This is a genomic window from Streptococcus sp. DAT741 (assembly GCF_009866825.1).
Lineage (GTDB): Bacteria > Bacillota > Bacilli > Lactobacillales > Streptococcaceae > Streptococcus > Streptococcus ruminantium.
Genome location: NZ_CP019557.1, coordinates 87870 through 99929, shown reverse-complemented (window position 1 = coordinate 99929; position 12060 = coordinate 87870). Strand labels below are relative to the sequence as shown.

Here is a 12060-nt window from a genome sequence, read left to right as displayed (position 1 = left end):
GTTGACAAAGAGCCAAAAAGACAAGATTCGGAAACCTTGTCTTTTTTAACTATACCGGCGGCCGGGGTCGAACCGGCACGTCCGTGAGGACACTGGATTTTGAGTCCAGCGCGTCTGCCAATTCCGCCACGCCGGCATATAGCTTAACTGGGGTAGCTGGATTCGAACCAACGCATGAGGGAGTCAAAGTCCCTTGCCTTACCGCTTGGCGATACCCCAATATAAAATAGGCGAGTGAGGGGAATCGAACCCCCGAATGTCAGAGCCACAATCTGATGTGTTAACCACTTCACCACACCCGCCATAGTAACACGGGCAGTAGGAATTGAACCCACACTGAAGGTTTTGGAGACCTTAGTTCTACCTTTAAACTATGCCCGTAAAGGTATGGAGAGAGAGGGATTCGAACCCCCGAACCCGAAGGAGCGGATTTACAGTCCGCCGCGTTTAGCCTCTTCGCTATCTCTCCGTATATATATATTAAACTAATGGCGCGAGACGGAATCGAACCGCCGACACATGGAGCTTCAATCCATTGCTCTACCAACTGAGCTACCGAGCCGAATTCTTAAACAATTGCGGGAGCAGGATTTGAACCTACGACCTTCGGGTTATGAGCCCGACGAGCTACCTAGCTGCTCCATCCCGCGACAACAATATAATCGTACTCAGACAAAAAGCCTAACAAGATGGACTTCCTAAAGTCTTCATAACTCAAGGAGGATGTGGGATTCGAACCCACGCACGCTTTTACACGCCTGACGGTTTTCAAGACCGTTCCCTTCAGCCGGACTTGGGTAATCCTCCAAATATAGTCCGTACGGGATTCGAACCCGTGTTACCGCCGTGAAAAGGCGGTGTCTTAACCCCTTGACCAACGGACCATATAAAATGGGCACGAGTGGAATCGAACCACCGACCTCACGCTTATCAGGCGTGCGCTCTAACCATCTGAGCTACGCGCCCAAACCTAAGTTTGGTTGATGAACATCTGTTCAAAGCGGGTGACGAGAATCGAACTCGCGACAACAGCTTGGAAGGCTGTAGTTTTACCACTAAACTACACCCGCTTATTCGTACTTAGGCTAAGAAACTAGGGCTAGAATAGATTAGCCGACTACACATCTCCTTTGATGCCTTTAGTACTTTAATTAATGGGAGTTAACGGGATCGAACCGCTGACCCTCTGCTTGTAAGGCAGATGCTCTCCCAGCTGAGCTAAACTCCCATATCTGGCAGCTTAACTCAGTGGGTTCCCCTGTCGTGCGCTAACGCTTCGACAAAGTCGGATAAAATCCTCCTTAGCTGAGCTAAACTCCCTTCTGGAGATCTCTCTCCAATAGTGCTAAGCAACTACCGTATCTCACAGGGGGCAACCCCCAACTACTTCAGGCGTTCTAGGGCTTAACTTCTGTGTTCGGCATGGGTACAGGTGTATCTCCTAGGCTATCGTCACTTAACTGTGAATGAATTCGTATGAGAAAAAATTCCTCATTACTCATATTGTCCATTCAAAATTGAATATCTATATTCTAACAAGAAAACCTCTTGCTGTCAATATTGACTCGTGAGTAATTGTACTCGGGCTAAATCCTTGGAAAAAAGATAACCTGCCTTGTATGCAAGCATACTGCGTTAGGTTCCTATTTTTCAAGCGGATTTGACGCCCTCGTTACTTAGTTTGGATAAGTCCTCGGACGATTAGTATTGGTCCGCTACATGCCTCACAGCACTTCCACTCCCAACCTATCTACCTCATCTTCTCTAAGGGTCCTTACTGATTCAAAATCATGGGAAATCTCATCTTGAGGTGGGTTTCACACTTAGATGCTTTCAGCGTTTATCCCGTCCCTACATAGCTACCCAGCGATGCCTTTGGCAAGACAACTGGTACACCAGCGGTAAGTCCACTCTGGTCCTCTCGTACTAGGAGCAGATCCTCTCAAATTTCCTACGCCCGCGACGGATAGGGACCGAACTGTCTCACGACGTTCTGAACCCAGCTCGCGTGCCGCTTTAATGGGCGAACAGCCCAACCCTTGGGACCGACTACAGCCCCAGGATGCGACGAGCCGACATCGAGGTGCCAAACCTCCCCGTCGATGTGAACTCTTGGGGGAGATAAGCCTGTTATCCCCAGGGTAGCTTTTATCCGTTGAGCGATGGCCCTTCCATACGGAACCACCGGATCACTAAGCCCGACTTTCGTCCCTGCTCGAGTTGTAGCTCTCGCAGTCAAGCTCCCTTATACCTTTACACTCTGCGATTGATTTCCAACCAATCTGAGGGAACCTTTGGGCGCCTCCGTTACCTTTTAGGAGGCGACCGCCCCAGTCAAACTGCCCGTCAGACACTGTCTCCGATAGGGATTACCTATCTGGGTTAGAGTAGCCATAACACAAGGGTAGTATCCCAACAGCGCCTCAAACGAAACTGGCGTCCCGTTCTCTTAGGCTCCTACCTATCCTGTACATGTGGTACAGATACTCAATATCAAACTGCAGTAAAGCTCCATGGGGTCTTTCCGTCCTGTCGCGGGTAACCTGCATCTTCACAGGTACTAAAATTTCACCGAGTCTCTCGTTGAGACAGTGCCCAAATCATTACGCCTTTCGTGCGGGTCGGAACTTACCCGACAAGGAATTTCGCTACCTTAGGACCGTTATAGTTACGGCCGCCGTTTACTGGGGCTTCAATTCATACCTTCGCTTACGCTAAGCACTCCTCTTAACCTTCCAGCACCGGGCAGGCGTCACCCCCTATACATCATCTTACGATTTAGCAGAGAGCTGTGTTTTTGATAAACAGTTGCTTGGGCCTATTCACTGCGGCTGTCCATAAGACAGCACCCCTTCTCCCGAAGTTACGGGGTCATTTTGCCGAGTTCCTTAACGAGAGTTCTCTCGATCACCTGAGGCTACTCGCCTCGACTACCTGTGTCGGTTTGCGGTACGGGTAGAGTATGATACATCGCTAGAAGCTTTTCTTGGCAGTGTGACGTCACTAACTTCGCTACTAAACTTCGCTCCCCATCACAGCTCAACCTTAAAGATACAAGCATTTAACTCATACCAAGCCTCACTGCTTAGACGGGCTCTTCCATTCGCCCGCTTTAGTTAGCCTACTGCGTCCCTCCATCACTTCATACTCTAGTACAGGAATATCAACCTGTTGGCCATCGGATACACCCTTCGGTCTCTCCTTAGGTCCCGACTAACCCAGGGCGGACGAGCCTTCCCCTGGAAACCTTAGTCTTACGGTGGATGGGATTCTCACCCATCTTTCGCTACTCATACCGGCATTCTCACTTCTATACGCTCCAGCACTCCTCACGGTATGCCTTCACCGCATATAGAACGCTCTCCTACCATGACCTCAAAGGTCATCCACAGCTTCGGTAAACTATTTTAGCCCCGGTACATTTTCGGCGCAGGGTCACTCGACTAGTGAGCTATTACGCACTCTTTGAATGAATAGCTGCTTCTAAGCTAACATCCTAGTTGTCTGTGCAACCCCACATCCTTTTCCACTTAATAGTTATTTTGGGACCTTAGCTGGTGGTCTGGGCTGTTTCCCTTTCGACTACGGATCTTAGCACTCGCAGTCTGACTGCCGACCATAATTACTTGGCATTCGGAGTTTATCTGAAATCAGTAAACCGAGATGGCCCCCTCATCCAAACAGTGCTCTACCTCCAAGAATCTTTATGTCAACGCTAGCCCTAAAGCTATTTCGGAGAGAACCAGCTATCTCCAAGTTCGTTTGGAATTTCTCCGCTACCCACAAGTCATCCAAGCACTTTTCAACGTGCCCTGGTTCGGTCCTCCAGTGCGTCTTACCGCACCTTCAACCTGCTCATGGGTAGGTCACATGGTTTCGGGTCTACGTCATAATACTAATGCGCCCTTTTCAGACTCGGTTTCCCTTCGGCTCCGTCTCTTCAACTTAACCTCGCATCATAACGTAACTCGCCGGTTCATTCTACAAAAGGCACGCTCTCACCCATTAACGGGCTCGAACTTCTTGTAGGCACACGGTTTCAGGTTCTATTTCACTCCCCTTCCGGGGTACTTTTCACCTTTCCCTCACGGTACTGGTTCACTATCGGTCACTAGAGAGTATTTAGGGTTGGGAGATGGTCCTCCCGGATTCCGACGAGATTTCGCGTGTCTCGCCGTACTCAGGATACTGCTAGGTATATCATCGATTTCGACTACAGGGCTATTACCTCCTCTGGCTGACCTTCCCAAGTCATTCGTCTATCAATCATAAGTCCACATTGCAGTCCTACAACCCCAGAGAGTAAACTCTCTGGTTTGCCCTCCTGCCGGTTCGCTCGCCGCTACTAAGGCAATCGCTTTTGCTTTCTCTTCCTGCAGCTACTTAGATGTTTCAGTTCACTGCGTCTTCCCTCCTACACCCTTAACAGATGTGGATACTAGCCATCTAGCTAGTGGGTTCCCCCATTCGGACATCCATGGATCAATGCTTACTTACAGCTCCCCAAGGCATTTCGTCGTTTGTCACGTCCTTCTTCGGCTTCTAGTGCCAAGGCATCCACCGTGCGCCCTTATTAACTTAACCTTATTAACCTAGTTCTTTTAACTAGAATTCTCATTAATTCACAGCGTTTCGGTTTATTTTCTTGTTACTATTCATTTATTTCTTAAAATAAATGGAATTTGATATAGATATTCAATTTTCAATGGACAAAGATAGGATACAAAGACCGTTCCCACAATGGGACATTTTTGTAGAAAAATAGGAAACTGACGAAGTGTGCCTTGCACACTAGGAAGTTTATCTCTTTTCCTAGAAAATGAGGTCGTGTTCAACTACTTGAACTTTTGTATTCTGTTTGGTAACTTTCGTTACCGATGGAGCCTAGCGGGATCGAACCGCTGACCTCCTGCGTGCAAAGCAGGCGCTCTCCCAGCTGAGCTAAGGCCCCACAGACCTCTCAAAATTGAAGAAGACTACGTACAGGATTCCGAGCAAGTGTATTCGAACTAAATTCCTAGTGAAAATGATAAATTCCCTTGAAGTCTACTGACTTCTATACGAATTTCCTATCTTCATACGGATTTCGTAACGTTCTCATTACTTGCTTATCCTTAGAAAGGAGGTGATCCAGCCGCACCTTCCGATACGGCTACCTTGTTACGACTTCACCCCAATCATCTATCCCACCTTAGGCGGCTGGCTCCTTAACGGTTACCTCACCGACTTCGGGTGTTACAAACTCTCGTGGTGTGACGGGCGGTGTGTACAAGGCCCGGGAACGTATTCACCGCGGCGTGCTGATCCGCGATTACTAGCGATTCCGACTTCATGTAGGCGAGTTGCAGCCTACAATCCGAACTGAGACTGGCTTTAAGAGATTAGCTTGCCGTCACCGACTTGCGACTCGTTGTACCAGCCATTGTAGCACGTGTGTAGCCCAGGTCATAAGGGGCATGATGATTTGACGTCATCCCCACCTTCCTCCGGTTTATTACCGGCAGTCTCGCTAGAGTGCCCAACTGAATGATGGCAACTAACAATAGGGGTTGCGCTCGTTGCGGGACTTAACCCAACATCTCACGACACGAGCTGACGACAACCATGCACCACCTGTCTCCAGTGCTCCGAAGAGAAACCCTATCTCTAGGGCGGTCACTGGGATGTCAAGACCTGGTAAGGTTCTTCGCGTTGCTTCGAATTAAACCACATGCTCCACCGCTTGTGCGGGCCCCCGTCAATTCCTTTGAGTTTCAGCCTTGCGGCCGTACTCCCCAGGCGGAGTGCTTAATGCGTTAGCTGCGGCACTGAGTCCCGGAAAGGACCCAACACCTAGCACTCATCGTTTACGGCGTGGACTACCAGGGTATCTAATCCTGTTCGCTACCCACGCTTTCGAGCCTCAGCGTCAGTTACAGACCAGAGAGCCGCTTTCGCCACCGGTGTTCCTCCATATATCTACGCATTTCACCGCTACACATGGAATTCCACTCTCCCCTTCTGCACTCAAGTTCCGCAGTTTCCAAAGCGTACTATGGTTAAGCCACAGCCTTTTACTTCAGACTTACGAAACCGCCTGCGCTCGCTTTACGCCCAATAAATCCGGACAACGCTCGGGACCTACGTATTACCGCGGCTGCTGGCACGTAGTTAGCCGTCCCTTTCTGGTAAGATACCGTCACTGTGAGAACTTTCCACTCTCTCACACGTTCTTCTCTTACAACAGAGCTTTACGATCCGAAAACCTTCTTCACTCACGCGGCGTTGCTCGGTCAGGGTTCCCCCCATTGCCGAAGATTCCCTACTGCTGCCTCCCGTAGGAGTCTGGGCCGTGTCTCAGTCCCAGTGTGGCCGATCACCCTCTCAGGTCGGCTATGTATCGTTGCCTTGGTAGGCCTTTACCCCACCAACTAGCTAATACAACGCAGGTCCATCTGATAGTGAAGCAGTTGCTCCTTTTAAGCTCCAATGATGCCACTAAAGCTCTTATGCGGTATTAGCTATCGTTTCCAATAGTTATCCCCCGCTATCAGGCAGGTTACCTACGCGTTACTCACCCGTTCGCGACTCAACTTCTCAGATGTTTCCGAAGAAACGGATGAAAAGTTGCGTTCCACTTGCATGTATTAGGCACGCCGCCAGCGTTCGTCCTGAGCCAGGATCAAACTCTCATATAAAGTTTTTTTCTGGTCAGTCTCTACTGACTTATTGTTTTTGTTCATTGACGGACTTCTATCTTTAAAAGTCCACCCTGCACGTTTGGTTCGTCTTCTTCAATTTTCAAAGGTCTTATTACTTGTCCTCGCTTCTCACGAGACAACTATCTTAGTTTATCACGTCTACTTAACTTTGTCAATATCTTTTTTTACTTTTTTTTGCTTTTTTTCATTTTTGATATCTGACACTATGAATTACTCCTCGTGACAACTCATTCATTCTATCACCTTATTAAGCTACTGTCAATACCTTACGCCTGGTTTTTTTATATTTCGTCCAGTATGCGTGTTAATCTTCTTGTTCAAGATACTCATAAAGTGAATGGAGTATGGATGCTTGAGCTGGTGAAGATTGTCCGCTAATAATTTTGCTGTATTCTTTTGCTTCTTCAGGACTTAAATTGGCGCTAAATTGACGTAGTTTTTGACGTAATTTTATAAAGCTCGAATCTGTGAGTATCTTGGAATCTGTAGCTTTTCGTGACGAGGGAAGAGCTACAATTCTTCTGCTCTTCATAATATGATAGCCTTCAATGACTTGTTTTGGGGACGTTTTCTTCATTATTCTTTGGTTCCTCCTACTAGTAGATACTATAACAGGAGTAGACATACGATGAACAGGACATCTTTGTCAGTTTATTGTTTAAGCACTACACAGTCAGATCGGAATAATTGCTTATGTGACAAACTATACAAACTGCCTCAGAGACTTAGAAGAGAATAATAAGCAAGAAAAGAGAACGAATTGTCTATTTTCGTTCTCTCTAAGTGTCTATAGTTTTATAAATAATGTGACTAAGGAGTTGTATTCATCTTTTCTTTTATTTCATCAAATGAAAGAGGATGCACGTCTTCTTCTTCAGTTTCTGAGTTTGCTGGCATTTTACCTGTCTCATAAAGTGACTTGATTTGAACACTGTCCAATGTTTCGTATTTTAAAAGAGCTTCGGCTATAAGCTTGTGAGTATCTCGATGGTCCTGGATAATCTCAGCTGCTTTGTCACGTGCCTCATTGAGAAGATTGCGCACTTCATTATCCAGTTCATATGCCGTCTGGTCTGAAATGTGCTTCTCAAGCGTACGACCTCCAAACATCGAGTGGCAGAGAAGGCTCTATAATTTCTGTAGTGGGTAAACCCCACTGTGGAGATTATAGGGCTTTTTGAGTATCAAAAAAGTCCCATAAGACTTATAATGAAAAGCGCTTAAACAACTCATTAGAAAGTATCTTATGGAACACATCAATAATACCACATTACTCATCGGAATTAAAGACAAAAATATCATCTTAAATAAAGCCATTCAACACGATACCCATATCGAAGTCACCGCTACACTTGATTATCACCCTCCCAAATGTAAACACTGTAAAGGAAAACAAATCAAATACGATTTCCAAAAGCCTTCTAAAATCCCTTTTATTGAAATCGCCGGTTTCCCTAGCCTCATTCGTTTGAAAAAGAGACGATTTCAGTGCAAGTCCTGTCGAAAAGTAACTGTTTCTGAAACATCTCTCGTTCAGAAAAATTGCCAAATTTCTGAAATAGTGAGACAGAAAATCGCTCACCTATTGCTCAACAGAGAGGCTCTTACCCATATCGCTGCTAAGCTCGCTATCTCTACCTCTACTGTCTATCGCAAGTTCAAGCAATTTCATTTCCAAGAGGAGTACACTACTTTGCCAGAAGTGCTTTCCTGGGATGAGTTCTCCTACCAGAAGGGAAAACTGGCCTTTATTGCTCAGGATTTTAACACCAAGAAAATCATTACCATCCTTGATGACAGACGTCAAACAACCATCCGAAATCATTTCTTCAAGTACTCGAAAGAAGCTAGAAAAAAAGTTAAAGTCGTCACTGTCGATATGTCAGGGAGCTATATCCCTCTCATTAAGAAATTATTTCCAAATACCAGAATTGTCCTCGATCGTTTCCACATTGTCCAGCACATCAATAGAGCTCTCAAGCAAACACGTATTGAAATCATGAAGCAATTTGACGATAAATCTCTTGAATACAGAGCTCTTAAGTACTACTGGAGACTTATTCAAAAAGATAGTCGGAAACTATCTCCTAAGGCTTTCTACTCTAGAACTTTTAGAGAGACTCTAACGCCTAGAGAATGTCTCAATAAGATGTTCAAACTAGTCCCTGAGTTAAAATCTTATTATGACCTGTACCAGTTACTCCTTTTCCACCTGCAAGAGAAGAATACTGAGCAGTTTTGGGGCTTAATTCAAGACGCTTTACCTCATCTCAATCGCACCTTTAAAACCGCTTTGAGCACATTTATTCGCTATAAAAACTACATCACTAACGCCATTGAATTGCCTTACTCTAACGCTAAACTTGAGGCCACTAACAAACTCATCAAAGACATCAAGCGCAATGCCTTTGGTTACAAGAACTTTGACAAGTTCAAGAAACGTATCTTAATCGCTTTGAACATCAAAAATGAGAAGACGAAGTTCGTCTCCTCTCGCGCTTAGCTATAAGTCACCCACTACAGTTGACAAAGAACCGCAAAAAACGCCTGCTTACGAAATCATTCCGCTACTCAGAGTAATTTCGTAAACAAGCGTCCAACCAATATGATGAGTGTTACCGCTGAGACAAGCTCAGCGGTAGACCAGAGCTAGACTAAGAATTCCTCACAAATTCCATCATCATAACACTCAACAAAATTGATGATCTTATACAAGTTCGATAATTGCCATTGGGGCAGCATCACCACGACGTGGTTCTGTTTTGAGGATACGAGTATATCCACCATTACGTTCTGCGTAACGAGGTGCAATTTCTGAGAACAATTTTTGAAGCGCTGTAGTAGCAGTATACTTGTCAGTTGCTTCATCGTAGTTTTCAGATGCAATTTCATTACGAACAAATGCAGCAGCTTGACGACGTGCGTGTAAATCACCACGTTTACCAAGTGTGATCATTTTTTCAACTGTTTTACGGATTTCTTTAGCACGAGCTTCAGTTGTAACGATTGATTCATTGATCAATAAATCAGTTGTCAAATCGCGCAACATTGCCTTACGTTGTGAGCTAGTGCGTCCTAGTTTACGGTATGCCATGATTTCCTCCTATATTATTTATCTTTTTTCAATCCTAGACCAAGGTCAGCCAACTTAACCTTGACTTCTTCGAGACTCTTACGGCCAAGATTACGCACTTTCATCATTTCTGGCTCAGATTTTTCTGTTAAATCAAATACAGTATTAATCCCTGCACGTTTCAAACAGTTATATGAGCGCACGGAAAGGTCCAATTCCTCAATCGTACGGTCGAGCATCCGATCATCTGATGTTACTTCAGTTTCTTTCATTACTTCTGCTGATTTCGCAACATCTGTAAGGTCTGTAAATAGACCAAGGTGTTCCATCAGAATACGCGCTGAAAGACCGAGTGCATCTTCCGGTATAATGGTACCATTTGTGTTGATTTCAAGTGTTAATTTGTCAAAACCATCGTTGCTACCAACACGTGCTGGTTCAACTTGATAATTAACTTTTTTCACTGGCGTATAGATAGAATCTACAGCAAGTGTGCCCACCGGCGCATCATCCTTTTTATTTCCTTCTGCTGGTACATAACCACGACCTGAATTGACAGTCAAAGTCGCATTAAAAGTAGCTCCCTCAGAAATAGTAAAGAGGTAATGGTCGGGGTTTACAATTTCAATGTCACTATCTGTAAGAATGTCACCTGCTGTCACTTCAGCCGGACCTACTACAGCAAGTTCTATTTTCTTTTCGTCTTCGACATAAGATTTTACAGCAATGCCTTTGATGTTGAGAATAATCTGCATAACATCTTCGCGAACACCTGGAACTGTGTCGAATTCGTGGAGTACACCATCAATTTTAATTGATGTCACTGCAGCACCTGGAAGTGAAGCAAGAAGTACACGACGAAGAGAGTTACCAAGAGTTGTTCCGTAACCACGTTCTAATGGCTCGATAACAAATCTGCCGTAATCTTTATTTTCATCAATTTTTGTTATTGTTGGTTTTTCAAACTCAATCATTTCTTACTCCCTCTTAAACGAAAAGCTGTGTATGGATGTCTGATTATACACGGCGACGTTTTGGAGGACGAGCACCATTGTGTGGTACAGGAGTCACATCACGAATTGCTGTTACTTCAAGACCAGCGGCAGCAAGAGCGCGGATAGCAGACTCACGACCTGAACCTGGGCCTTTAACGGTAACTTCAACTGTTTTAAGACCGTGTTCTTGTGCAGATTTAGCAGCTGCTTCTGAAGCCATTTGAGCTGCGAATGGTGTAGATTTACGAGAACCTTTAAAACCAAGAGCGCCAGCAGATGACCAAGCAATCGCGTTACCATGCACATCAGTAATCATAACAATAGTGTTATTAAATGTAGCGTGAATATGAGCAATACCAGATTCGATATTCTTTTTCACACGACGTTTACGTGTTGGTTTAGCCAATTTTTCTACCTCCTATATTATTTTTTCTTACCTGCGATCGCAACGGCTTTCCCTTTGCGAGTACGGGCATTGTTTTTAGTGTTTTGTCCACGGACAGGAAGTCCACGACGGTGACGGATACCACGATATGAACCGATTTCCATCAAACGCTTGATATTCAAGTTAACTTCACGACGGAGGTCACCTTCAACCTTGATAGCATCAACTTCACGACGGATAGCATCTTCTTGATCTGATGTTAAATCTTTAACACGCACATCTTCTGAAATACCTGCTGCTGCAAGAATTTTCTTAGAAGTTGCAAGACCGATGCCGTAAACATAAGTCAATGAAATAACTACGCGTTTGTCGTTTGGAATATCAACTCCAGCAATACGAGCCATGTTTTCTCCTTTCTATTTCTTAACCTTGACGTTGCTTGTGTTTAGGGTTTGCTGGGCAAATCACCATAACACGACCATTACGACGAATAACTTTACAGTATTCGCAAATTGGTTTGACCGATGGTCTTACTTTCATGTTTAATCCCTCCAAGTATTTCGACTATTTAAAGCGGTATGTGATACGTCCACGTGTCAAGTCATACGGACTAAGCTCAACAGTTACGCGGTCACCGACCAAAATACGAATGTAGTTTTTACGGATTTTACCAGAAACAGTTGCAAGGACTTGGTGTCCATTTTCCAACTCAACAGTAAACATAGCATTTGGCATTGTATCTACTACTTTGCCTTCAATTTCAATCACATCTTCTTTTGCCATGCAAAAGCATCCCCTCTCTAAATATCGATTTGATGCCCTCTGAACACAGAGGTAACAATTATAAGTCAGACTAGCCTAGTCTATCATATTTGCAGAAAAAACGCAAGCTAAATCTATTAGTTT

8 protein-coding genes, 13 tRNA genes, 3 rRNA genes and 1 pseudogene are annotated in these 12060 nt (G+C 45.0%); 1 reads left to right on the top strand and 24 read right to left on the bottom strand.

The annotated features are described in order from the left end of the window. Positions 1 to 52: 52 nt before the first annotated feature. The 18 genes and pseudogenes from BZG42_RS00705 to BZG42_RS00620 form a co-directional block, all read right to left on the bottom strand. Positions 53 to 136, bottom strand: a tRNA-Leu gene (locus tag BZG42_RS00705). 11 nt (positions 137 to 147) lie between these two features. Continuing rightward, a tRNA-Gln gene (locus BZG42_RS00700) sits at positions 148 to 219 on the bottom strand. Positions 220 to 229: 10 nt separating this feature from the next. Further along, positions 230 to 302, bottom strand: a tRNA-His gene (locus BZG42_RS00695). Positions 303 to 310: 8 nt separating this feature from the next. Continuing rightward, positions 311 to 381 (bottom strand) — tRNA-Trp (locus tag BZG42_RS00690). A gap of 7 nt (positions 382 to 388) precedes the next feature. Next, positions 389 to 469 (bottom strand) — tRNA-Tyr (locus BZG42_RS00685). Positions 470 to 489: 20 nt separating this feature from the next. After that, positions 490 to 562, bottom strand: a tRNA-Phe gene (locus BZG42_RS00680). A gap of 14 nt (positions 563 to 576) precedes the next feature. Beyond that, positions 577 to 650, bottom strand: a tRNA-Met gene (locus BZG42_RS00675). Between the two features lie 67 nt (positions 651 to 717). Then, positions 718 to 807: transfer RNA gene (locus BZG42_RS00670), tRNA-Ser, on the bottom strand. 5 nt (positions 808 to 812) lie between these two features. After that, positions 813 to 884, bottom strand: a tRNA-Glu gene (locus BZG42_RS00665). 8 nt (positions 885 to 892) lie between these two features. Beyond that, positions 893 to 966, bottom strand: a tRNA-Ile gene (locus tag BZG42_RS00660). Positions 967 to 999: 33 nt separating this feature from the next. Next, positions 1000 to 1070: transfer RNA gene (locus BZG42_RS00655), tRNA-Gly, on the bottom strand. Between the two features lie 85 nt (positions 1071 to 1155). Next, positions 1156 to 1228, bottom strand: a tRNA-Val gene (locus tag BZG42_RS00650). A gap of 116 nt (positions 1229 to 1344) precedes the next feature. Beyond that, positions 1345 to 1460 (bottom strand): 5S ribosomal RNA (rrf, locus tag BZG42_RS00645). A 221-nt stretch (positions 1461 to 1681) separates the two neighbouring features. Next, positions 1682 to 4584: ribosomal RNA gene (locus BZG42_RS00640) — 23S ribosomal RNA — on the bottom strand. Positions 4585 to 4878: 294 nt separating this feature from the next. After that, a tRNA-Ala gene (locus tag BZG42_RS00635) sits at positions 4879 to 4951 on the bottom strand. A 167-nt stretch (positions 4952 to 5118) separates the two neighbouring features. Further along, positions 5119 to 6677 (bottom strand): 16S ribosomal RNA (locus BZG42_RS00630). The 16S, 23S and 5S rRNA genes sit together here with 13 tRNA genes alongside, the layout of an rRNA operon. 328 nt (positions 6678 to 7005) lie before the next feature. Then, the gene (locus BZG42_RS00625; RefSeq protein ID WP_120171140.1) at positions 7006 to 7278 is read right to left on the bottom strand and encodes a hypothetical protein; all 273 of its coding nucleotides are present in this window, start codon (positions 7276 to 7278) and stop codon (positions 7006 to 7008) included. A 233-nt stretch (positions 7279 to 7511) separates the two neighbouring features. Next, positions 7512 to 7817, bottom strand: a pseudogene (locus tag BZG42_RS00620) (ATP-dependent zinc metalloprotease FtsH); the annotation flags it as partial. Between the two features lie 130 nt (positions 7818 to 7947). Between BZG42_RS00620 and BZG42_RS00615 the strand changes: the two are divergent. After that, positions 7948 to 9204, top strand: a complete 1257-nt coding sequence (locus BZG42_RS00615) for an ISL3 family transposase (protein WP_159780049.1) — start codon at positions 7948 to 7950, stop codon at positions 9202 to 9204. Positions 9205 to 9408: 204 nt separating this feature from the next. On the opposite strand, the gene rplQ is transcribed toward BZG42_RS00615, so the two are convergent. Genes rplQ through infA form a run of 6 tightly spaced genes read right to left on the bottom strand, consistent with a single transcriptional unit; the run spans position 9409 to position 11937 of the window. Next, the gene (rplQ, locus tag BZG42_RS00610) at positions 9409 to 9795 is read right to left on the bottom strand and encodes a 50S ribosomal protein L17 (RefSeq protein WP_024532345.1); all 387 of its coding nucleotides are present in this window, start codon (positions 9793 to 9795) and stop codon (positions 9409 to 9411) included. Between the two features lie 14 nt (positions 9796 to 9809). Beyond that, positions 9810 to 10748 (bottom strand): DNA-directed RNA polymerase subunit alpha, encoded by a 939-nt coding sequence (locus BZG42_RS00605; protein ID WP_024532344.1) that lies wholly within the window; start codon positions 10746 to 10748, stop codon positions 9810 to 9812. Positions 10749 to 10791: 43 nt separating this feature from the next. Next, the gene (gene rpsK, locus BZG42_RS00600; RefSeq protein WP_004195509.1) at positions 10792 to 11175 is read right to left on the bottom strand and encodes a 30S ribosomal protein S11; all 384 of its coding nucleotides are present in this window, start codon (positions 11173 to 11175) and stop codon (positions 10792 to 10794) included. Between the two features lie 17 nt (positions 11176 to 11192). Then, positions 11193 to 11558, bottom strand: coding sequence for a 30S ribosomal protein S13 (rpsM, locus tag BZG42_RS00595; protein WP_002936622.1), 366 nt, complete (start codon positions 11556 to 11558; stop codon positions 11193 to 11195). 19 nt (positions 11559 to 11577) lie between these two features. Continuing rightward, complete coding sequence (rpmJ, locus tag BZG42_RS00590) at positions 11578 to 11694, bottom strand: 50S ribosomal protein L36 (RefSeq protein ID WP_001808836.1); 117 nt, start codon at positions 11692 to 11694, stop codon at positions 11578 to 11580. A 24-nt stretch (positions 11695 to 11718) separates the two neighbouring features. Continuing rightward, a complete protein-coding gene (gene infA, locus BZG42_RS00585) occupies positions 11719 to 11937 on the bottom strand; it encodes a translation initiation factor IF-1 (protein ID WP_002936627.1) in 219 nt (72 codons plus the stop codon). Between the last annotated feature and the right edge of the window lie 123 nt (positions 11938 to 12060).